The organism is Pseudoflavonifractor sp. SW1122 (genome assembly GCF_012027765.1).
GTDB classification, from domain to species: Bacteria; Bacillota; Clostridia; order Oscillospirales; family Oscillospiraceae; genus Enterenecus; species Enterenecus faecium.
Map to the genome: position 1 here is coordinate 1 of NZ_SJOS01000044.1, position 21536 is coordinate 21536.

At 61.2% G+C, this 21536-nt stretch carries 18 protein-coding genes; 11 read left to right on the plus strand and 7 right to left on the minus strand.

Annotated features, from left to right (window positions below; genetic code table 11):
• Window positions 1-260 precede the first annotated feature (260 nt).
• From dusB to E0L15_RS09635, 5 genes are all read left to right on the plus strand, one after another.
• Window positions 261-1232, plus strand: a complete 972-nt coding sequence (gene dusB, locus E0L15_RS09615) for a tRNA dihydrouridine synthase DusB (protein ID WP_347565991.1) — start codon at window positions 261-263, stop codon at window positions 1230-1232.
• Window positions 1233-1267: 35 nt separating this feature from the next.
• Window positions 1268-1837: a sigma-70 family RNA polymerase sigma factor gene (locus E0L15_RS09620; protein ID WP_347565992.1), complete on the plus strand. Its 570-nt coding sequence runs from the start codon at window positions 1268-1270 to the stop codon at window positions 1835-1837.
• 56 nt (window positions 1838-1893) lie between these two features.
• Window positions 1894-2538 (plus strand): anti-sigma factor, encoded by a 645-nt coding sequence (locus tag E0L15_RS09625; protein WP_168125421.1) that lies wholly within the window; start codon window positions 1894-1896, stop codon window positions 2536-2538.
• A gap of 288 nt (window positions 2539-2826) precedes the next feature.
• A complete protein-coding gene (locus tag E0L15_RS09630) occupies window positions 2827-4896 on the plus strand; it encodes an elongation factor G (RefSeq protein WP_168125422.1) in 2070 nt (689 codons plus the stop codon).
• Window positions 4897-5089: 193 nt separating this feature from the next.
• Window positions 5090-6352 carry a hemolysin family protein gene (locus E0L15_RS09635; RefSeq protein ID WP_347565993.1) on the plus strand — a complete coding sequence of 421 codons (1263 nt, stop codon included), beginning with the start codon at window positions 5090-5092 and terminating at the stop codon, window positions 6350-6352.
• A gap of 30 nt (window positions 6353-6382) precedes the next feature.
• On the opposite strand, the gene E0L15_RS09640 is transcribed toward E0L15_RS09635, so the two are convergent.
• Both E0L15_RS09640 and E0L15_RS09645 read right to left on the minus strand, forming a co-directional pair.
• On the minus strand, window positions 6383-6898 hold the full coding sequence (locus E0L15_RS09640) for a nucleoside recognition domain-containing protein (protein ID WP_087370051.1): 516 nt from the start codon (window positions 6896-6898) through the stop codon (window positions 6383-6385).
• 6 nt (window positions 6899-6904) lie between these two features.
• Window positions 6905-7483, minus strand: coding sequence for a nucleoside recognition domain-containing protein (locus E0L15_RS09645; protein ID WP_087392205.1), 579 nt, complete (start codon window positions 7481-7483; stop codon window positions 6905-6907).
• Between the two features lie 188 nt (window positions 7484-7671).
• Here E0L15_RS09645 and E0L15_RS09650 point away from each other — a divergent pair, with 188 nt between their 5' ends.
• Window positions 7672-7914: an AbrB/MazE/SpoVT family DNA-binding domain-containing protein gene (locus tag E0L15_RS09650; protein ID WP_087231027.1), complete on the plus strand. Its 243-nt coding sequence runs from the start codon at window positions 7672-7674 to the stop codon at window positions 7912-7914.
• A gap of 109 nt (window positions 7915-8023) precedes the next feature.
• Here E0L15_RS09650 and rsmI read toward each other — a convergent pair whose 3' ends face one another.
• Genes rsmI through recG form a run of 4 tightly spaced genes read right to left on the minus strand, consistent with a single transcriptional unit; the run spans window position 8024 to window position 13564 of the window.
• Window positions 8024-8854: a 16S rRNA (cytidine(1402)-2'-O)-methyltransferase gene (gene rsmI, locus E0L15_RS09655; protein WP_168125423.1), complete on the minus strand. Its 831-nt coding sequence runs from the start codon at window positions 8852-8854 to the stop codon at window positions 8024-8026.
• Window positions 8855-8867: 13 nt separating this feature from the next.
• Entirely contained in the window at window positions 8868-11045 is a 2178-nt protein-coding gene (locus E0L15_RS09660; protein WP_168125424.1) for a Tex family protein, read from the minus strand.
• A 15-nt stretch (window positions 11046-11060) separates the two neighbouring features.
• Window positions 11061-11447, minus strand: a complete 387-nt coding sequence (locus tag E0L15_RS09665; protein WP_168125425.1) for a C-GCAxxG-C-C family protein — start codon at window positions 11445-11447, stop codon at window positions 11061-11063.
• Between the two features lie 26 nt (window positions 11448-11473).
• The gene (recG, locus tag E0L15_RS09670) at window positions 11474-13564 is read right to left on the minus strand and encodes an ATP-dependent DNA helicase RecG (protein WP_168125426.1); all 2091 of its coding nucleotides are present in this window, start codon (window positions 13562-13564) and stop codon (window positions 11474-11476) included.
• A gap of 275 nt (window positions 13565-13839) precedes the next feature.
• Here recG and E0L15_RS09675 point away from each other — a divergent pair, with 275 nt between their 5' ends.
• Window positions 13840-17277, plus strand: a complete 3438-nt coding sequence (locus tag E0L15_RS09675; RefSeq protein ID WP_087370064.1) for a pyruvate carboxylase — start codon at window positions 13840-13842, stop codon at window positions 17275-17277.
• 346 nt (window positions 17278-17623) lie between these two features.
• Window positions 17624-18322 (plus strand): M23 family metallopeptidase, encoded by a 699-nt coding sequence (locus E0L15_RS09680; RefSeq protein WP_168125427.1) that lies wholly within the window; start codon window positions 17624-17626, stop codon window positions 18320-18322.
• A 46-nt stretch (window positions 18323-18368) separates the two neighbouring features.
• Here E0L15_RS09680 and E0L15_RS09685 read toward each other — a convergent pair whose 3' ends face one another.
• A complete protein-coding gene (locus tag E0L15_RS09685; protein ID WP_168125428.1) occupies window positions 18369-18899 on the minus strand; it encodes a stage V sporulation T C-terminal domain-containing protein in 531 nt (176 codons plus the stop codon).
• A gap of 385 nt (window positions 18900-19284) precedes the next feature.
• On the opposite strand from E0L15_RS09685, the gene E0L15_RS09690 reads away from it, so the two are divergent.
• The 3 genes from E0L15_RS09690 to E0L15_RS09700 are packed head-to-tail and all read left to right on the plus strand — an operon-like array spanning window position 19285 to window position 21497.
• Complete coding sequence (locus tag E0L15_RS09690) at window positions 19285-20136, plus strand: GDSL-type esterase/lipase family protein (RefSeq protein WP_168125429.1); 852 nt, start codon at window positions 19285-19287, stop codon at window positions 20134-20136.
• Between the two features lie 34 nt (window positions 20137-20170).
• Window positions 20171-20686, plus strand: coding sequence for a sigma-70 family RNA polymerase sigma factor (locus tag E0L15_RS09695; protein WP_168125430.1), 516 nt, complete (start codon window positions 20171-20173; stop codon window positions 20684-20686).
• Window positions 20664-21497: a DUF3298 and DUF4163 domain-containing protein gene (locus E0L15_RS09700; protein WP_168125431.1), complete on the plus strand. Its 834-nt coding sequence runs from the start codon at window positions 20664-20666 to the stop codon at window positions 21495-21497. Before E0L15_RS09695 ends, E0L15_RS09700 begins: the two co-directional genes overlap by 23 nt.
• Window positions 21498-21536 lie beyond the last annotated feature (39 nt).

A 21536-nucleotide genomic window follows, 5' to 3' on the forward strand; every position in this document is an offset into this window, starting at 1 on the left:
TTCCGCCCCGGTGAGGGTAGCGGTGAGCAAAAACGCAATGGCGCACTCTCCCAGTCGTGCCTTCAGCGGCATCTCCCGCCGCCCCTTCGACCAAACCCGGCCCAGTGCTCCTTCTTTCCCCGTCATAGTGAATCCCTCGCATTCGTCCAGTTTGGGCCATTATAGCCCCCAATTGTCAAGAAGGAGGTCGTAACCTGTCTTGCCCGGTGGTGCAATCTGTGGTATGATGGGTGGCATTGATGAGCAAAGGAGAACGCTTTGTGAAAATAGGCAATGTTGAACTGAACACCAAAATCGTGCTGGCTCCCATGGCGGGGGTCACCGACGTGGCCTTCCGCACCGTATGCCGGGAGCTGTCCGGCTGTTACACCGTCACCGAGATGGTCAGCGCCAAGGCCCTGTGCTATGGAGATAAAAAGACTTCCTCCCTCCTCACCCTGGGCGAAGGAGAGCACCCCTGCGGGGTACAAATTTTCGGCAGCGACGAGGCCGCCATGGAGAAGGGCGCAGCTCTGGCCCTGGAGCAGTCCGGGGCGGATATCATCGACATCAACATGGGCTGTCCCGTGCCCAAAATCGCCGGGTCCGGGGACGGCTCCGCCCTCATGAAGGACCCGGAGAAAGCCGTCCGAGTGGCCGCCGCCGTGGTACGGGGGGCCGATGGAAAGCCGGTCACCGTCAAGTTCCGCCTGGGCTGGGACAAGGGCTCCATCAACTGTGTGGAGTTTGCCCGGCGCATGGAGGATGTGGGGGTAGCCGCTGTGGCCGTCCATGGCCGCACCCGCACCCAGATGTACTCCGGCACCGCCAACTGGGACTATATCCGGGAGGTCAAACAGGCCGTGTCCATTCCGGTGGTGGCCAACGGGGACGTTTTTTCCGCCAAGGACGCCGTGCGGGCCCTGTCCTACACCGGGGCGGACATGGTGATGATCGGCCGGGGCTGCTTTGGAAACCCCTGGCTGCTGGAGCAGTGCGCCGCCGCCGTGGAGGGCCGGGAAGTGCCGGAGACGCCCCCCCTGGCCCAGCGCTGCGACGTGGCCGTGCGCCAGTTTGAGCTGGCCATGGCTCACAAGGGGGAGCGCATCGCCTGCCTGGAGATGCGCCGCCACTACGCCTGGTACCTGAAAGGGGTGCCCTACGCCGGGTACTGGAAGGAGCAGATTTGCTCCATGTCCACGGCAGAGGATTTTTACAAGGTCACGGCAGGCATTCGCCGGGACCTGTGCTGATGGAGTAAAAGACTTCCACGCAGGAGGTGAGGAATGTGGAAGAACAGGAGTGGATCAGCCAGGCCGCCCAGGGAGATACCCAGGCCTTCGCCCACCTGGTGGAACAATATGAGACGGTGGTCTACCACCAGGCCCTGCGCCTGGTGGGCAACCGGGAGGACGCCGCCGACGTGACCCAGGAGGTCTTTTGGAAGGCATGGCGGGCCCTGCCCACCTTCCGCAGGGAGAGCAGCTTTTCCACCTGGCTCTACCGCCTCACCGACAACGCCTGTCTGGACCTGCTGCGCCGGGAGAAAAAGCGGCGGGGAGATGCCTCTCTGGACGATGAGGAGAGCCTCTCCCTGGCCCAGCAGCTGCCCCACCCCGGCCCCTCCCCCCAGGAGCACCTGGAGCGGGGAGAGAGGATGACTGCTCTGGAGCAGGGGCTTCAGCAGCTGTCCCAAGAGCACCGCCGCATCCTGGTGCTGCGGGAGATCAATGGCCTCTCCTACCAGGAGATTGGGGCCATTCTGGGTCTGTCCGACGGGACCGTGAAGTCCCGGTTGGCCCGGGCCCGGCTGGCTCTGGCAAATTATTTGCGTCAAAGCGGGAACTTTTCCCCCTGAGATGCGTCTAACGAAACGAAGAGATAAAATTTGCCTACGAAAGGACGGTGAAGGGCATGGAACATGAGACCTATCTGGAGTGGATCAGCGCCGACTTGGACGGCGAGCTGACCCCTGCCCAACACGCCCAGCTGGAAGAGCATCTGAACACCTGCCCTTCCTGCGCCCAACTATATGGAGAGCTGTCCCAGCTCAGCGGGGACCTGCACCGCCTGACCCCAGATATGCCCCCCCAACTGCATCAGCAGATTCTGGAGGGTCTGCCCCGCCAGACCGCCCCGGTTCTTCGCTTCCCCCGAGCCGGAAAGGCCTGCGGCGCTCTGGCCGCTTGTCTGGCCCTGGTGGTGGCTCTGGGCTATTCCTCCTTCCACCAAAGCCAGGAGAACGCTTCTCCGGTGGCCGCCCGTTCCAATCCCGGTATCGCCCCCGCCGTCTTCTCCGTCCAGCCCCAGGAGTTTTCCGTCCCCGGCGGCGACACGGTGTTGCTCCTCTCCGCCCCTCTGTCTCAAGAGAGCCAGGAGCTGTTGGGCGACCTCCCCGTCACCACCCTGGAAGGGGGATATCTGTGCTGTGTGGCCGACCCGGACACCGCCACCGCCCTGGCCTCCCATCTGAACCAGTCCGGCGTAGCCTACACCCAGGTGGATGCCGCCCAGCCTGACGGCAGCGGCGACATTGCTGTGGTCTGGCCCCAGGCCTGAGGCGGAATCTTTCGTCATTCTCTCCAATTTTCCACCCATCGACAACCGAATTTTTACCACTCTCATACAGGTTTTGCCACCAGGCAAAGCCTGTATTTTTTCTTCTCCCCCAACGTCAGTAAACCCTTTCCCCTTTACTGCCTTCGCACTATTTTTCACAGTAGCGTTAAAAAGTTTTCGTCATTTTGTCAAATTACCATTGCATTTTATGGAACACCATTGTATAATTCATTCAAGCCCATTCCCCAGGGATGGCGCAAATGGCAAAGATTAAGGAGTGGAACAAACATGAGCTATTCTCCGCATGCAATTCGAAACATCTGTCTGTTGGGTCACGGTGGTAACGGAAAGACCACTCTGGTGGAGAGCTTCCTGCGTACGACCGGCGTCATCGACCGTCTGGGTAAGACCTCCGACGGCAACACCGTCAGCGACTACGATCCCGAGGAAATCAAGCGTCAGATCTCCATCTCCGCCTCTGTGATTCCTGTGGAATATAACGGTTGTAAGATCAACGTGCTGGACACCCCCGGTAACTTCGATTTTGCCGGTGAAGTGGTGGAGTGCCTGTCTGTGGCCGATGCCGGTATTCTGGTGTGCGCGGCCAAGGGCGGCCTGTCTGTGGGCACCGAGCGGGCCTGGAAGCTGCTCAATGAGCGGAAGATGCCCCGGTTGATCTACATCTCTAAGATGGACGAAGACAATGTGGATTTTAACTCTGCCTTCGATACCCTCCGCGAGCACTTCGGTAAGAACATTGCCCCCATGGTGGTCCCCATCTGGGACGAGAACAAGCGTGTCACCGGCATCGCCGATGTGCTCCACAAGAGAGCCTTCGAGCTCCACGACGGCAAGCGTGTGGAGATCGAGGTCCCCGAGGACAAGGTCCCCGTTATTGAGGAAATTTACGAAAAACTCATGGAGTCTGTGGCTGAGACCAGCGAGGAATTCATGGACAAATACTTCTCCGGCGAGCCCTTCACCTACGCCGAGGTGGTGCAGGGCCTGAAGGCCGGCGTCAAGGACGGCTCCATCGTCCCCGTGCTGTGCGGCTCTGCCTACACCGGCCTGGGCACCATGATGCTGCTGGACCTGATCATCGACCTGCTCCCCACTCCTCTGGAAGGTATTCCCGCCATGGGTACCGACCGTGAGGGCGAGCCCGCCGAGTTCATCGTCTCCCAGGGTGCTGTGCCCGCCGCCTACGTCTTTAAGACGGTGGCCGACCAGTACGGCAAGTTCTCCTTTGTCAAGGTGCTCTCCGACCACCTGTCCCCCGACATGACTCTGGTGAACACCAACACCGGCAACAATGAAAAGCTGGGCCGTCTGTATGTGATGACCGGCAAGAAGAACACCGAGGTCAAGGAGCTCATGTGCGGCGACATCGGCGCCATTGGCAAGATGGACAAGGTGAAGACCGGTGACACCCTGTGTGACGCCCGTAAGTTTATGAAGCTGGATCCCCTGCCCTTCGCCGAACCCAACTACTCCAAGGCCATCGCCCCCAAGGTCCGTGGCCAGGAGGATAAGATCGCCGCAGGTCTGGCCCGCCTCAACGAGGAAGATCCCACCTTCCGGGTGGTGAACAACGCCGAGACCCACCAGATGGTGGTGACCACCGCCGGCGACATCCAGATGGACGTGCTGGTGAGCAAGCTCAAGAGCCGCTTCGGCGTGGAAGTGGAGCTCAGCGAGCCCCGTGTGGCCTATCGCGAGAAGATTCGCAAGAGCGTGTCCAAGCAGGGCCGCCACAAGAAGCAGACCGGTGGTTCCGGCCAGTTCGGTGACGTGTGGATTCGCTTCGAGCCCGGTCCCAACGAAGAGCTGGAATTCTGCGAAGAGGTGTTCGGCGGCTCCGTGCCCAAGAACTTCTTCCCCGCCGTAGAAAAGGGTCTGCGGGAAGCCTGCCTCCACGGCGTACTGGCTGGTTACCCCGTGGTGAATCTGAAAGCCACTCTGTATGACGGAAGCTACCACCCAGTGGACTCCTCCGAAATCGCCTTCAAGACCGCCGCTCAGCTGGCCTACAAGGCCGCTCTGCCCGAGGCCTCCCCCGTGCTCATGGAGCCTGTGGGTGAGCTGAAGGTCACCGTGCCCGACAACTACATGGGCGACGTCATCGGCGATTTGAACAAGCGCCGTGGCCGCGTCATGGGTATGGACCCCACCGACGACGGCAGCCAGGTGATCACCGCTGAGGTGCCCATGGCCGAGATGATGACCTACGCCATCGATCTGCGGGCTATGACCCAGTCCCGTGGCTCCTTTGTGTTCCACTTCGTCCGCTATGAGGACTGCCCGCCCGCCGCCCAGGAGAAGGCCATTGCCGCTGCCAAGGCCATGGCGGAAGAATAAACTGAAATTAACATCCATCCTCTTGTGCCATGCCGTGTTTCTCTCACGGCATGGCACAAATTTTTCTCCGCTCTTCCCTGGTCTCGCCTTTCCTTTACACGACTTTTTCTTGCATATTGTCCAGGGATGTGGTATATTTGGTGACAATACCCAAGCACATAAGAAAGAGAATAAATGGAGGAGTGATGATTCCGTGTTGGGTGATGACAGTATAGTTCTGCTAATCGTATTGATTTGTATGGTGGTGATGAGTGCGTATTTCTCCGCCACCGAAACGGCTTTTACCTCCCTCAACCGCATCCGGCTGAAAAGTCGGGCGGACAACGGAGATGCCCGGGCCGCCCGTGTGCTGGCTCTGGCCGACAAATACGATCAGCTCCTGTCCACCATCCTGATTGGCAATAACATTGTCAACAATGTGGCCACGACCCTGTCCGCCGTGCTCTTTATCGACCTGCTGGGCAAGACCAGCGGCCCCGCCATATCCACGGTGGTGCTCACCATTGTGATTTTGATTTTCGGCGAGGTCTCCCCCAAGAGTCTGGCCAAAGAGTCCCCTGAGAGTTTCGCCCTGTTCTCCGCCCCCATCCTGCGGTTTTTCATGGTGATTCTCACCCCTGCCACCTTCTTCTTTTCCCTGTGGAAGAAGCTGCTGTCCAAAGTCTTCCACACCAAGGAGGACGTGGGCATTACCAACGAGGAACTGGTGACCATGGTCACTGAGGCGGAGGACCAGGGCGGTCTGGACGCCGAGGAGAGCCAGCTCATCTGTTCCGCCATTCGCTTTGACGATCTGGAGGCCTCGGACATTCTCACCCCCCGGGTGGATATCGTGGCCCTGGAGGACACCGCCACCATGGAGGAGGCCACCGCCCTGTTTGCCCAGGAGGGGTACTCCCGGATGCCGGTGTACCATGAGTCCCTGGACAACGTGGTGGGCGTCATCCACCAGAAGGACCTGTTTGCCGCCCGCTACCACGGGCGCACCCAGCTGGCCCCCCTCATTCACCCGGTGCTCCATGTGACCACCGGCACCAAAATTGACGACCTGATGCGCCAGTTCCAGCGCACCAAGACCCACATGGCCATTGTGGTGGACGAGTACGGCGGCACCGAGGGCCTGCTCACCATGGAGGACGTGGTGGAGGAACTGGTGGGCGACATCTGGGACGAGCACGACGAGGTGGTGGAGCAGTTCCGCCCCCAGCCGGACGGCGGCTACCTCATTGCCTGCTCGGCCAACCTGGACGACATGTACGACCTGTTCTCGGTAACCGGCTCCTGTGATGCCGCCACCGTCTCCGGCTGGGTGCTGGAGCAGATGGGCCGCATTCCCGATGTGGGAGACCACTTCGTGTGGCAGGACCTGGATGTCACGGTCACCAGTGTGGAGCACCATCGGGTGCTGGAGATTCTGGTGAAGAAACTCCCCAAAGAAACCGAAGAAGAAGCATAAAAAAGAACGGGCTTGGTAGCCCGTTCTTTTTTATGCCCCAAACAGCCACTTCACCGCCCAGCTGGCGGCCAAAAAGCCCGCCACATCCCCGCACAGGGCCGCCGGAATGGCGTAGCGGGTGCGGCTGATCTTGGCCGCCCCAAAGTACACCGCCACCGTGTAGAAGGTGGTCTCGGTGGAGCCCAGCATCACCGCCGCCGTGCGCCCCACCAGGGAGTCCGGGCCGTAGGTCTCTATGAGCTCCGCCCCCAGCCCCAGAGCCGCTGAGCCGCTGATGGGCCGCACCACCAGCAGCCCCACCGTCTCCGGCGGGATGCCCACCAGGCCCAGAACCGGCGCTATGAGCCCCTCCAGCAGCTCCAGGGCCCCAGAGGCCCGCAGCATGTACACCCCGCACAGCAGCCCCACCAGGGAGGGCACCATGCGCACCGCCGTCTGGAGCCCCTGGGCGCCTCCCTCCACCAGGGTGGACCACACGTCCACCTGGCAAGCAATGCCCCACACCATGACCCCCAGCATGATGACAGGCACCACCATGGACATCATGTCCTCTCACTCCCTCCACACACGGGCCATCACCTTGGCCGCCACAATGCCCACCGTCACCGACACCGCCGAGGCCAGCCACACCGCAGGCAGAATGTCAAAGGCCGCCCCACTCCCCGCCGCCTGGCGGATGCTGGCCACCGTGGCGGGGATGAGTTGGATGGAGGCGGTGTTGCACACCACCAGCATACACAGGCTGTCACTGGCCACGCCTCCCGCCCCCTGGGCCATGAGCTGGGCCGCCCGGATCCCCAAGGGTGTGGAGGCGTTGCCCAGCCCCAGTAGATTGGCCGCCACGTTGGCGCTCACCGCCCCCATCACCTGCGCATCATCCCGGTGCTGGGGGTAGAGCCGGGAGAGAATGGGGTGGAGACACCGGGACAGCCCGCCCACCAGGCCGCTCTTCTCCATCACCCGCATCACACCCATCCACAGGCACATCACCCCCGCCATGGCCAGGCTCAGCTCCACCCCGGCATTGGCCCCCTCCAGGGCCGCCCCGGCCACCGCATCCATACGCCCGGTGGCTGCACCGCATAAAATGGACGCTCCCACCATCACAACCCAGATCCAAGACATCGCCATGGTCCATTTTCCCTCCTTCTTCCCCCATGTTTATGCCCCCTTTTCCCTCTCCATACGCCTTCGACAAATTTCTTGGAAAAATATTATAGTTCTATTAATTTTATACTTTTGCGATTGACAAGATTATACACTGTGTTATAATGAAGGAGGTTTGTGAAAGTGTACATTTTGTAAGGAGGACTTCACATATGAAATCGACTGGAATTGTTCGCAAGGTAGACGAGTTAGGCCGCATCGTGTTGCCCATTGAGCTCCGCCGCACCCTGGACATTGCAGAACGTGACGCCCTGGAAATCTACGTAGATGGTGGCTCTATCGTGCTAAAGAAGTACGAGCCCGCCTGCATTTTCTGCGGAGAGTCTTCCGAAATCACCACCTTCAAGGGCAAGAACATCTGCGCATCCTGCCTGCGGGAACTGGAAGGAAAGTAACTACTTTTTCGAGCAAAAAGTCCGGTGGAAACTATTTCCACCGGACTTTTTTGTCATTTAATGTCTAAATTCTCCAGAAAATAAAGGCGCCTTTTTATACTATTCGTAATCACTTTCCCAGGCTCATATCGTACAATTGACGCTTCTTGATTCCAAATTCTTCCCCAGCTTTGGCGCAGGCCTCTTTGAGGGACAGGCCCTCGCCTCGCAGCTGGGCCACCCGCTCCAGGGCGGCCTGAGGGTCTGCCTCTTGGGCCGGAGCCTCGGGGGCTCCCTCCACCACCAGCACATACTCCCCCCGGGGCGGGCGGGTGGCGCAGTCAGCCAGGGCCTGGCCCACGGTGGTGCGCACCACCTCTTCGTGGAGTTTGGTCAGCTCCCGGCACAGGGCAATGCGCCGCTCTGCCCCGAACACCGCCACAAAGTCCTCCAGGGTGTCCTCCAGCTTGTGGGGGGCCTCATAGAACACCATGGTCCGCTGCTCCCCCTTCAAACTATCCAGGTGGGAGCGGCGGTTTTTCTTATTCTGGGGCAAAAAGCCCTCAAAGGTGAACCGGGCGGTGGGCAGCCCGGAGACGGACAGGGCGCAGATGAGGGCGCAGGGGCCGGGAATGGCCTCCACCTCAATGTCGTGCTGGGCACACAGGGCCACCAGGTCCTCTCCGGGGTCGGAGATGGCGGGGGTGCCCGCATCGGTGACCAGGGCGCAGCTCTCCCCGGCCAGCAGACGTTCCACAATGGCGGGTCCCGCTGTGGAACAATTGTGGCGGTGGTAGCTGACCATGGGCTTTTTCAGCCCCAGGTGGTTGAGCAGCTTCACCGTCACCCGGGTGTCCTCGGCGGCCAGAAAGTCCGCCCCTGCCATGGTGTCTGCCATGCGCCGGGAGATGTCCCCCAGATTGCCGATGGGGGTGGGAACCAGATACAATTTACCGCTCATGGTCTATTTCTCCTCACTTTCCCGGCGTGGCCGCCGCGGCTCCCTTCATGGTCAGGGAGATTCTCTTTTTCTTCTCGTCCACCTCTTTGACCCACACCGTCACCACGTCACCCACAGACAGGACCTGAGAGGGGTGCTTGATGAAGCGGTCGCAGATCTGGCTGATGTGCACCAGGCCGTCCTGGTGGACGCCAATGTCCACAAAGGCCCCGAAGTCGATGACGTTGCGCACGGTGCCCTTGAGCTCCATGCCCGGCTTCAGGTCCTTGATCTCCAGCACATCGGTGCGCAGCACCGGGGCGGGCAGCTCGTCTCGGGGGTCACGCCCCGGCTTCATCAGCTCGGACGCCACGTCCAGCAGGGTGGGTACACCCACGCCGCACGCCTGAGCTGCCTGCTCCACGCCGTAGGCCTTCACCTTGTCCATCAAATCCTGGAGGGTACCCGCCTTCACCTGCTCCAGGGTGTAACCGCACAGCTCCAGCAGCTTCTGGGCGGCGGCGTAGCTCTCGGGGTGGACGGCGGTGTTGTCCAGGGGGGATTTGCTCTCGGGCACTCGCAAAAATCCGGCGCACTGCTCAAAGGCCTTGGGGCCCAGCTTGGGCACCTTCAAAATCTGTTTGCGGGTGGTGAAGGGGCCATTCTCCTCCCGGTACTTGACCATGTTCTTGGCGGTGGTCTGGGTCAGACCCGCCACCCGGGCCAGCAGAGGGGCCGAGGCGGTGTTTACATCCACGCCCACGGCGTTGACGCAGTCCTCCACCACCCCGTCCAGGGCCTCGCCCAGGCGGGCCTGGGGCATGTCGTGCTGATACTGGCCCACGCCGATGCTCTTGGGGTCGATCTTCACCAGCTCGGCCAGGGGGTCCTGGAGGCGGCGGGCGATGGACACCGCTGAGCGCAGGTTCACGTCAAAGTCGGGGAACTCCTCGGCGGCCAGTTTGGAGGCGGAGTACACCGAAGCCCCCGCCTCGTTGACCATCATATAGGTGACGCCGCAGTTGAGCTTTCCAATCATCTCCACCGCCATCTGCTCGGTCTCCCGGCTGGCGGTGCCGTTGCCAATGGCGATGTGCTGCACGTGGTGCTTTTTGACCAGGGCGGAGAGCTTGGCAATGGCCTCCTGCTTGCCCCGCTCCCCGTGGGTAGGATAGACCACGGTGGTGTCCAGCACCTTACCCGTGGGGTCGATGACCGCCACCTTGCACCCCATGCGGTAGCCGGGGTCCAGACCCATGGTCACATGGCCCTTCACCGGGGGCTGCATCAGCAGGGGCTTGAGGTTTAGCGCAAACTGGCCGATGGCCCCCTCCGAGGCCCTCTCGGTGAGGTCGCTGCGCACCTCCCGCTCCAGCGAGGGAGCAATGAGGCGGCGGTAGGCGTCCTCCGCAGCCGCTTTCACAAAGGCCATGGCGGGGGTGCCCGGGTGCACCACCTGGCGGCGCACCGCCACCAGGGCCTCCTCCTCGTCCATGTCCACGGACACCTTCAAGATGTCCTCCCGCTCCCCCCGGTTGATGGCCAGCACCTGGTGGCCCATCACCTTGTTGACGGGGGCGGAGAACTCATAATAGAGGCGGTAAACGGTGTCCTCTGGCTCCTTGGCGGCGGCTTTGGACACCAGCATGGCCTTTTTGCCGTAGAGGGTGCGCAGGGTCTTGCGGATGTCCGCATCGTCGGAAATCCACTCCGCCACGATATCAGACGCCCCTTGCAGGGCTGCGGCCACGTCCTCCACCCCCAAGTCCGGGTTGATAAAGTCCTGGGCCAAGGTCTCGGGGGCGGGACAATCCCGCTTCTGGTCATAGAGGGTCTGTGCCAGAGGCTCCAGCCCCTTCTCCTTGGCCATGGTGGCACGGGTGCGCCGCTTCTGCTGATAGGGGCGGTACAGGTCCTCCACCTCCGCCAAAGTCTGGGCGGCGTCGATGGCCTGGGCCAGCTCGTCGGTGAGCTTGCCCTGGTTCTCAATGGCGGTTTTCACCTCCTGGCGCCGCTTATCCAGCCCCCGCAGGTATTGCAGACGGTCGGCCAGCTGGCGGATGAGCTGGTCATCCATGCCGCCGTGCATCTCTTTCCGGTACCGGGCGATGAAGGGGACGGTGTTCCCCTCGTCCAGAAGGTTGATGACGTTTTCCACATGCTTGGCCGGGACAGAAAACTCCTGGGCCAGGCGTTGAATGATGGCTTCCACTTGTGTCTCGCTCCTTTACTCCAAACCGCTCTCCCGGCTGACCCAGTCCATACACCAGGCCACCATCCGGTCACAGTGGCATTTTCTCTCCTCGCCCCGCTCCACAGCGCCTTTCAGCAGCTGGGCACAGTGGACATCTCCATGGGCCGCTCGGAACTCCCGCAGCAGCTCCACCCGCTTCTCCTGGGGCATCCCCAGGCCACCCATGGCCACAAAGGCCCCGGAAATGGCGCCGCACACGGCGCCGCAGCCCATGCCCGTCCCGAAATTCAGGGTCAGGGCGTTGGCCTGCTCTTCTGTAAGCCCCATGTCCCCGGCAAAGGGGATGAGCACCGCCTGGGCGCAGTTGTAGTGCACCTGGGGGTGTGCCCGCAGGGCCTTGCTATGTTCTTTTCTCGTCATGGTTTGTACGCTCCATTTCGGATGAATTAATGAAAAATTTCCGGGTTGTCCCGGAACATGTGCTCCACTCTCCGGCGCAGGGGCTGGTGCTCCGGCCTGGAGAGCTCTCCATCCCCCTCCACCAGGGTCTGGGCGGCCTGGCGGGCCTGATTCAAAAGCTCCAGGTCGGAGGCGAAGTCCGCCACCTTCAGCTGGGGCAGGCCGTGCTGCCGCTGGCCGAAGAAGTCGCCGGGGCCCCGCAGCCGCAGGTCCTCCTGGGCAATCTGGAACCCGTCGGTGGTCTGGGTGAGCACCCGCAGCCGCTGGCGGGCGGTGTCGCTGCGGCTGGCGGTGACCAGCACACAGAAGCTCTCGTGCTTACCTCGTCCCACCCGGCCCCGGAGCTGGTGGAGCTGGGAGAGGCCGAAGCGGTCGGCGTTCTCCACAATCATCAAGGTGGCGTTGGGCACATCCACTCCCACCTCAATGACGGTGGTGGACACCAGTATCTGCACCTCTCCCGAGGCAAAGGCGGACATGATGGCCTCTTTCTCCTTGGCCTTCATCTTGCCGTGGACAAAGCCCACGGTCAAATCGGGGAACACCTGCTCTTGCAGGTGTTTGGCGTAGGTGGTCACCGCCTTCAAATCCATGGCGGGGGAAAGGGCCTCTCCCCCCTCCTCCCCCTGGGACTCCTCCACGGCGGGGCACACCAGATACACCTGCCTGCCCTGCCCCACCTGGGTACGGACAAAGCCGTACATCCGCTGCCGTTTGTCCTCCCCCACCACATAGGTGGCCACGGGGGTGCGGCCAGGGGGCAGCTCGTCAATGATGGATACCTCCATATCCCCGTAGATCATCAGGGCCAGGGTGCGGGGAATGGGGGTGGCGGACATCACCAGCACATGGGGTGGAATTTCGCCCCCCTTGGCCGCCAGCGCCCCCCGCTGGGCCACGCCAAAGCGGTGCTGCTCGTCGGCAATCACCAGGCCCAACTTGTGATAGGTCACGGGCTGGGAGAAGAGGGCGTGGGTGCCCACCAGCACCTGAATGTCACCCCGCTCCAGCTCCTGGAGCAGCTTTTTCCGTGCCGCCCCCTTCACCGACCCGGTGAGCAGAGCCACCTTCACCCCCACCGGCTCCAGGATGGAGGACAGGGTGCGGCAGTGCTGCTCGGCCAACAGCTCGGTGGGAGCCATGAGGGCGCACTGCAGCCCGCTGAGGGCGGCACACCACGCCCCGTAGGCGGCCACCGCCGTCTTACCGGAGCCCACGTCTCCCTGTACCAGGCGGTTCATGCTCCGCCCCGAGGTGACGTCGTGGAAGATGTCTTCCATGGCTCTCGTCTGGGCCCCGGTGGGGGTGAAGGGCAGGAGGGCGCAGAACTGCTCCGGGGTGTGTTGACCCAACACCAGCCCCTCCCCCTGCTGCCGCCGCCCTTTCAGCATGGCCAGGCCGCAGGTGAGGGTCATAAGTTCTTCAAAGATGAGCCGCTTCCGGGCGCTGGCCAGCCCCTCGAAATTCTGGGGGAAGTGGATGTTCTGTAGAGCAAACTCCTGCTGGCACAGGCCGTACTCCCGCCGCACCCAGGTGGGGAGCACCTCCTCCACCGTGGGGGCCACCTGGTCCACCGCCAGCTGGGCTAAGCTCACCATCAGGGCGTTGTGGATGCCCGCCGTCAGGGGGTAGACCGGGACGATGCGCCCGGTATAGCGCTCCTCCCCCTCTTTCTCAAAGAGGGGGTTGACCATGGCAAGCCCTCTGCCCTGCCGCTCCACGCGCCCGTAAAAAATATACTGGTCCCCGGGGGAAAAGGCCCGGCGGAGGTAGCTCTGGTGAAAAAAAGTCAGGTGCAGTGTCCCGGTCTCATCCACGCACCGCACCTTCACCAGCTCCACGCCGCTCCTTGCCCGGGACAGCTGGGGGTCCTGGGCCACCATGGCCTTCACACAGCAGGTCATCCCTTCGGGAGCCTCCCGCACCGTGTACATCTTCCTGCGGTCCTCATACCGCAGTGGGAAGTGCCACAGCACATCCCCCAGCCGCTCCAGGCCCAGCTTGGCCAGCTTGCCGCTGCGCACCGGACCCACCCCGGACAGAGCGGACAGGGCCACATTGACCTCTTTGTTTCCCACCTTCACCACCTCCTGGACAACACCTGCCGCTTGCGCGGCATATGGGATACATTGTATCACACTTCCCCTCGGATGAACACCCCCAACTCCCGGCCATTTGTCCGCAGGACGTGGACTCTTGTGTGTTTACCACAACTTCTTTGCCGAGATAAAGCATTTCATGTCAGAAATGCCAAGTTTATTTTTTCACATAGGTTCTCCGTTGCAAAAGGGAAAAACAACCTCTATAATGTACCTTATCATCCAATATGTTTCAAGGATAAGGAGGTAGGACAGTGGCACAACAATTCTCCAAGGTGCTCGCCGCCAACCGGGGCGAGATCGCCATCCGCATCTTCCGCGCCTGTCACGACTTAGGGCTGCACACGGTGGCCATGTACTCCAACGAGGATACCAATTCCATGTTCCGCATCAAGGCCGACGAGGCCTATCTCATTGGGGAGAACCAGTCCCCCTTAGGGGCCTATCTGGACATCCCCGCCATCATCGACCTGGCCAAGCGCCGGGGCGTCACCGCCATCCACCCCGGCTACGGCTTTTTGTCCGAAAACGCCGACTTTGCCCGGGCCTGTGAGGCAAACGGCATCAAGTTCATCGGCCCGCCCTCCCAGGTGCTGGCCCAAATGGGTGACAAGCTGGCGGCGAAGGCCACCGCCATCGCCTGCAACGTACCCATCATCCCCGGCTCCACCCAGCCCTTGAAGGACGCCGACGAGGCGGTGGAGAAGGCCCTGAGCTATGGCTTTCCCATCATCCTCAAGGCCGCCGCCGGTGGCGGCGGACGTGGTATGCGCCGCTGCGACAGCGAGGAGGACGTGCGCCGGGAGTTTGAGCTGGTGAAAAACGAGGCCCGCAAGGCCTTCGGCAACGAGGACATCTTCATCGAGAAGTTCCTGGTGGAGCCCAAGCACATCGAGGTACAGATTCTGGCCGACGAGCACGGCAACGTGGTGCACCTGGGCGAGCGAGACTGCTCCCTCCAGCGCCGCTATCAGAAGGTGGTGGAGTACGCCCCCGCCTGGTCGGTGCCCCAGGCCACTGTGGAGGCCCTGCGGGCGGACGCCGTGAAGATCGCCAAACACGTGGGCTACGTCAACGCCGGCACCGTGGAGTTCCTGGTGGACGGCAAGACCGGCCAGCACTACTTCATTGAGATGAATCCCCGCATCCAGGTGGAGCACACCGTCACCGAGATGGTCACCGGCGTGGACCTGGTACGGGCTCAGATCCTCATTGCCGAGGGTCACCCCCTCTCCCACCCCGCCATTGGTTTGGCCCGCCAGGAGGACCTGCGCATCTACGGCTACTCCATCCAGTGCCGGGTCACCACCGAGGACCCCTCCAACAACTTCGCCCCCGACACCGGCAAAATCTCCGCCTACCGCTCCAGCGGCGGCTTTGGGGTGCGTCTGGACGGCGGCAACGCTGCGGCCGGGGCGGTGGTCTCCCCCTACTATGACTCTCTGCTGGTGAAGGTCACCACTTGGGACAACACCTTTGAGGGCGCCTGCCGCCGGGCCACCCGTGCGGTGAACGAGGAGCACGTGCGAGGCGTGAAGACCAACATCCCCTTTGTCACCAACATTCTCAACCACCCTGCTTTCCTGGCCGGGGCCTGTCACACCAAGTTCATCGACGACACCCCCGAGCTGTTTGAGATTGAAAACAGCCGGGACCGGGCCACCAAGGTCTTGAAGTACATCGCCCAAATCCAGGTGGACAACCCGGACACCGAGCGCAAGCAGTACCACAAGCCCCGCTTCCCCACCCCCACCGGAAAGCCCCTGAACGGCCTCAAGGCACTGCTGGACGAAAAGGGCCCCGAGGCGGTGAAGGAGTGGGTGCTGAACCAGAAGAAGCTGCTCATCACCGACACCACCATGCGGGACGCCCACCAGTCCCTGCTGTCCACCCGGATGCGTACCCGTGACATGCTCCACGGGGCGGACGGCACCGCGGAGATTCTCCAGGACTGCTTCTCCCTGGAGATGTGGGGCGGGGCCACCTTCGACACCGCCTACCGCTTCCTCCACGAGTCCCCCTGGGACCGCCTGGAGCAGCTGCGGGAGAAGATTCCAAACATCCCCTTCCAGATGCTGCTGCGTGGCTCCAACATGGTGGGCTACGCCAACTTCCCCGACAACCTGGTACGGGAGTTTGTGCGGGAGGCCGCCCGGGAGGGCATTGACATCTTCCGGGTCTTCGACTCTCTCAACTGGATTCCCGGCATGGAGGTGGCCATGGAGGAGGTCCTGCGCCAGAACAAGGTGCTGGAAGCCACCATGTGCTATACCGGGGACATCCTGGACCCCAAGCGGGACAAGTATACCTTAAAATACTATGTGGATATGGCCAAGGAGCTGGAGCGCCGGGGCGCCCACACCCTGTGCATTAAGGACATGTCCGGTCTGCTCAAGCCCTACGCCGCCAAGAAGCTGATCTCCACCCTCAAGCAGGAGGTGGGCCTGCCCATCCACCTGCACACCCACGACACCACTGGAAACCAGGTGGCCACCTACCTGATGGCTGCCGAGGCCGGGGTGGACATTGTGGACTGCGCCACCGCCTCCCTGTCCAGCCTCACCAGCCAGCCCTCCCTGTCCGCCGTGGTGGCAGCCCTGGAAGGCCAGGAGCGAGACACCGGGCTGGACCTGCGGGAGATTCAGCGGCTGGACAACTACTGGGCGGACGTGCGTCTGCGCTATGCCAGCTTTGACGAGGGTTTGAAGAGCCCCACCACCGACATCTACCGCTACGAGATTCCCGGCGGCCAGTACACCAACCTGTATCCCCAGGTGGTATCTTTAGGGTTAGGCTCCCGGTTTGACGAGGTCAAGGAGATGTACAAGACCGTCAACGACATGCTGGGCGATCTGGTGAAGGTGACCCCCTCCTCCAAGATGGTGGGCGACCTGGCCATCTTCATGGTGCAAAACGACCTGACCCCGGACAACATCATTGAGCGGGGCAAGAGCCTGTCCTTCCCCGACTCGGTGGTCAGCTACTTCAAGGGCATGATGGGCCAGCCCGCCTGGGGCTTCCAGCCGGAGGGCCTCCAGGAAGTGGTGCTCAAGGGCGAGAAGCCCATCACCTGCCGCCCCGGTCAGCTGCTGCCCCCCGTGGACCTGGAGGCCGTGCGGGAGGAGATGACCCGGTTCATGGAGCCCGAGCACATCACCACCCGGGGCATCCTCTCCTATTGCCTGTTCCCCAAGGTGTACGAGGACTACCGCCGCCACCGCCAGGAGTACGGCTACATCACCCGCATGAGCAGCCACGTGTTCTTCAACGGCATGGCCATCGGTGAGACCAACAAGATCAACATCGAGGACGGCAAGACCCTGGTCATCAAGTACCTGGGGTTGGGCGACCAGAACGACGACGGCACCCGCACCGTCAACTTCGAGCTCAACGGCACCCGCCGCGAGGTGGCCGTGCCGGACAAGCGGGCGGAAGTGAAGGGCAAAGTCGTGGTCATGGCAGACCCCGCCGACAAGAGCCAGGTGGGCTCCTCCATCCCCGGCATGGTGGCCAAGGTGGCCGTGAAGCCCGGCGACATTGTGGAGGAAAACCAGGTGCTGGCCGTCATCGAGGCCATGAAGATGGAGACCTCTGTGGTGGCCCGCATGGCTGGCGTGGTGGACCAGGTGCTCATCTCCGACGGCACCAGCGTCAAGGCCGGCGAGCTGCTGATGACCATCAAAGTCAAATAATATATTTCTCGAAAATGCCAGCATTTTCTCGAGGGGATGCAGCCCGCTGCATGCATAATTGGGTCAAAGGGCGACCCAATTCCACACTGGCGGGCTGAGATGTGTATTTTCCCATGCGCATGTCCTGGGAAAATACGTGATTTCAATTTATTTTCCCGCCTGCGGGCGGGAAAACTCTGCCGAGGGCTTTTATTCCTACAAAATCATCTGAACCGCTTATACAGATGTTGGCTTTTTGCCCGCCTATATGGAGGAGATTCCCCAGTCTGGAATCTCCTCCATCATTTTTCCATTCTCCGGTATAGGCCTCTCACCTCCTGTCCAAAATAGCCGTGGAGGTGTTATTATGAACCAGAAACCGAATTTATGGCAGCGAGCCGTGGAATTTGTCACGGGGAAAGGATTCTATCTTGCCGTGCTGGTGTGCGTGATGGTCATTGGCCTGTCCGCCTACTTCATGATTCAGAGCGTGCGCAGCAACCTGTCCAAAACGGCCGATCACCAGGCATCCAGCACCGCATCCATCACCGTCACTCCGGCCCCCAGGGCCACGGCCACGCCTCGCCCCACGCCGAAGCCCACGCCCACACCCGCTCCCACCCCTCAGCCTACCCCTGAGGCCACCGCCCAACCCACCAGCGCCTACTCCTGGCCGGTGAGCGGGACGGTGATCTCCTCCTTCTCGGTAGAGGCCCTGTCCTACAACGAGACCATGGGGGACTGGCGGACCCACGACGGCATTGACATCGCCTCTTCCCTGGGCACCCGGGTCCAGGCCACCGCCAAGGGCGTGGTCAGCGCCGTATATGAAGACGATGTGATGGGCGTCACCGTGGTGGTGGACCACGGCAATGAGCTGTTCAGCGTCTACTCCAACCTGGAGGAAAATCCCCCGGTGGCGGTGGGCGACACCGTGGCCTCGGACACCGTGGTGGGCGAAGTGGGAGAGACCTCTGTGGCGGAGAGTGGCAAACAGCCACACCTGCACTTTGCCATGTATCAGGGGGACGCCCCCATCAATCCCGAGGACTATTTGGGACAATAAGTAGATAGGGATGCACGGTGAATCACGCGTGCATCCCTATTTTTTCTTAGCTCTCCATATGTCGGCCCAGAAAAGCCGCTGCAATCTGGGCGGTCTTCTGCTCCGTCTCCCCCACCGGAACGTCCCCGTGGAGCAGCAGCACGCTGCCCAGCACGTCCCCGTGGCTGATGATGGGATACACCGCCTCCACCTGGTAGCGGCCGTCCCCCTCGGTGAGGGTGAGGCCCTCGCCGCTGCTGTAGTAAGGCTTGCGCTCCTCCATCACCTGGCCCAGCTCCGAGGACACGCCCCGCTCCACCAGCTCCTTCCGGGGCGCACCCCCGGCGGCGATGCAGCAGTCCCGGTCGGTGACTACCACCGGGACACTGGTGACCCGGTACATGGTCTCGCACAGCTCTCCGGCCAGCTCCGCCATGTCCTCCAGCTGGGAGTACTTGCGGAAGATGACGCTGCCCTCCCGGTCCGTATAGATCTCCAGGGGGTCGCCCTCCCGGATGCGCATGGTTCTGCGGATTTCCTTTGGTATGACTACACGACCCAGGTCGTCGATTCTTCTCACTATGCCCGTTGCTTTCATCCTTTGCCACTCCTCTGTATTTGAAAAGTCACAGGTGTCATGGGAAATTACCTGTTTTGTCAATTATTATGAGCATTTTCCAAATGGTTATACAGCCCAATTTCACGCCAAAGGAGCGGGGAACACACTGCCCAAATGGTGCGCTGATATGCAGAAAAAATTCTCCTTTCGCCCCCCGTTGACAACCCCTAAAATCGTGGTATGCTAAAATGATAGATTTTTCAAATGCGCATTTCTGCGCCTGCTCTGGCAGGAAAAAATTTTTCGAAAAAGCGCAGCCCATTCGTCAACTTTCTTCCACCGCTGCGCGTCTACACTGTCGAGCATGCACACAGCATCCATTGGGATTTTTATGTCATATTTTTTAACCTTGGAGGTACCTTCTATGAGCACTCAACCCCGACGCCACAGGAGACGGCGTCACCGCGCATCTCCCCTCACCATTCTCTTCTTTCTCGTTCTGGGCCTGGCCGCTCTGGCCATTGTGGTGACGGTGGTCACCCACCTCTTCGCCCCTTCCAATGACCAACCAGAGCCCACCCCGACGCCCACGGCCACCGTCTCGCCGGAGCCCACGCCCTCTCTGGCTCCCTCGGCCAGCCCCACCCAGTCCCTGCCCTATGACTTCTCCCAGCCGGTGCCGGAGTCCAGCGCTGTGGAAAAGAGCTATCTGGACGACGCCGTGTTCATCGGGGACTCCCGCACCGAAGGACTGGTTCTGTATACGGGCCTGAGCAACGCCACAAGCTATGCCCAAAAGGGCCTCACGGTGGACACCGTCTTCACCGACCCCATTGTGGACCTAAACGGCCAGATGGTGACGGTGGTGGAGGCCATGAAACACACCCAGTTCTCCAAGGTGTATCTCATGTTTGGCATCAACGAGCTGGGCTGGGCCTATCCCAGTATTTTCATCGACAAGTTTACCCAGCTCATTGAGGAGATCCGGGCCATCAACCCCGACGCCGTCATCTACGTCCAGGAGATTCTCCCTGTGTCTCAGAAGGTGTCCGAGACCCACAGCTATATCTCCAACGAGAAGATTCAGGAGTTCAACCAGCTGATTCTCAACATGACCCAGGAGCAGAAGGTCTATTACCTCCAGGTCTCCCGTGCCCTCATGGAGGACGACAACTTCTGTCTGCCTGAGGGCGCCTCCTCCGACGGCATCCACCTCACCCCCTCCTATTGCAAAAACTGGCTGGACTATCTGCTCTGCCACACCGTGAATCCCTGAGATTCGGCCACGTGGCAGTGGAAAGGAATCTGTTATGGCCACCTCAAAGAACTCGCCTCTGGTCTCCTTTATCCAGGAAAACCAGGAAAAGCTATATCGCATCGCCTATGCCCACGTGAAAAACCGGGACGCTGCCCTGGACCTGGTGCACACCTCCATTGTCAAGGCCCTGCAAAAGCAACACACCCTGCGCAATCAGGAGTGTGTGCGCACCTGGTTCTACCGCATTCTGGTCAATGAGTGCATGAGCTATTTCCGCAAACAGTCCCGGGTGGTGTATCTGGCAGACCTGGACGACAACCTCATGCCACCTCCCCCGGCCAACTACGGCCAGGAGGAGTATCTGGACCTGTATTCCGCCATTGACCATCTGCCCTCTCAGCTGAAAGCGGTGATCATTTTGCGGTATTTTGAGGATATGAAGCTGTCCACCATTGCGGAAATCACGTCCACCAATCTCAGCACCACAAAATCACGCCTGTACAAGGCCCTGAAGCTCTTAAAACTGGATTTGGGAGGTATGGAAGATGATCGATCACTCTCCGTATGACAACATGGAAATTCCTCCCCAGCTGTCCAGTGTTGTGGCGGATGCTCTGGCCTGCGGACAGGGAAAACGGCGGCACAAGCTGCGGCTCCTGCGCCTCATCGCCTGGGTGCCCGTGTCGGTGGCGGCCTGTCTGGTGCTCCTGCTCAACCTCTCCCCCACCTTCGCCCAGGGGGTGTGTAGCTTGCCCGTGGTGGGCGATGTGTGCCGGATTTTCGTCTTCCGGGAATACCACAGTGAGAACCAATTCCAGTATATCGACGCCGTCGTCCCTCAAATTGAAAACACGGGCAAGACGGAGCTGGAGCAGCGGGTCAACGAATACCTCCAGCAGCTCATCGAAAACTGCCTGGAGGAGAGCGAGACCCGGGCCAAGGAATACTACGACGCCTTTGTGGCCACCGGTGGAGACCCAGAGGAATTTCGCCCCGTGGGGGTCAACATCGACTATGATGTGAAGTATATCAGTCCCCAGTACGTCTCCCTCCACATCTCCCACTATGAGACCTCCTTTACCGCCTACCAGACGGACTACTACTACACGGTAGACCTGGATGGAGAGCAGGTGCTCACCCTGAAAGACTGGTTCGGGGACGACTACCAGCAGATTGTGGCCGACAGCATCCGAGCCTCCATCTCCCAGTGGTCCCAGGAGCAACAGCAGCAGCTGCTTCCCAATCTGGACCTGGAATCCCTCATCACGGAAGACCGCAGCTTCTACCTCAATGAACAGGGGCAGGTGGTGGTGGTCTTTGACAAATATGAGCTGGCCTGCGGCGCCGCCGGGCGGCCGGAATTCGTCATCACCCAATAAAAAATCCCCCCGGCGTAGCCGAGGGAACGAGAGAATGAG

Excerpts from the sequence above, each read along its gene's own strand:
- E0L15_RS09625 (WP_168125421.1), top strand. The coding sequence starts at position 1,894 with ATGGAACATGAGACCTATCTGGAGTGGATCAGCGCCGACTTGGACGGC.
- E0L15_RS09630 (WP_168125422.1), top strand. The coding sequence starts at position 2,827 with ATGAGCTATTCTCCGCATGCAATTCGAAACATCTGTCTGTTGGGTCAC.
- E0L15_RS09640 (WP_087370051.1), bottom strand. The coding sequence starts at position 6,898 with ATGATGTCCATGGTGGTGCCTGTCATCATGCTGGGGGTCATGGTGTGG.
- E0L15_RS09645 (WP_087392205.1), bottom strand. The coding sequence starts at position 7,483 with ATGGCGATGTCTTGGATCTGGGTTGTGATGGTGGGAGCGTCCATTTTA.
- E0L15_RS09650 (WP_087231027.1), top strand. The coding sequence starts at position 7,672 with ATGAAATCGACTGGAATTGTTCGCAAGGTAGACGAGTTAGGCCGCATC.
- rsmI (WP_168125423.1), bottom strand. The coding sequence starts at position 8,854 with ATGAGCGGTAAATTGTATCTGGTTCCCACCCCCATCGGCAATCTGGGG.
- E0L15_RS09665 (WP_168125425.1), bottom strand. The coding sequence starts at position 11,447 with ATGACGAGAAAAGAACATAGCAAGGCCCTGCGGGCACACCCCCAGGTG.
- E0L15_RS09680 (WP_168125427.1), top strand. The coding sequence starts at position 17,624 with ATGAACCAGAAACCGAATTTATGGCAGCGAGCCGTGGAATTTGTCACG.
- E0L15_RS09685 (WP_168125428.1), bottom strand. The coding sequence starts at position 18,899 with ATGAAAGCAACGGGCATAGTGAGAAGAATCGACGACCTGGGTCGTGTA.
- E0L15_RS09690 (WP_168125429.1), top strand. The coding sequence starts at position 19,285 with ATGAGCACTCAACCCCGACGCCACAGGAGACGGCGTCACCGCGCATCT.
- E0L15_RS09695 (WP_168125430.1), top strand. The coding sequence starts at position 20,171 with ATGGCCACCTCAAAGAACTCGCCTCTGGTCTCCTTTATCCAGGAAAAC.
- E0L15_RS09700 (WP_168125431.1), top strand. The coding sequence starts at position 20,664 with ATGATCGATCACTCTCCGTATGACAACATGGAAATTCCTCCCCAGCTG.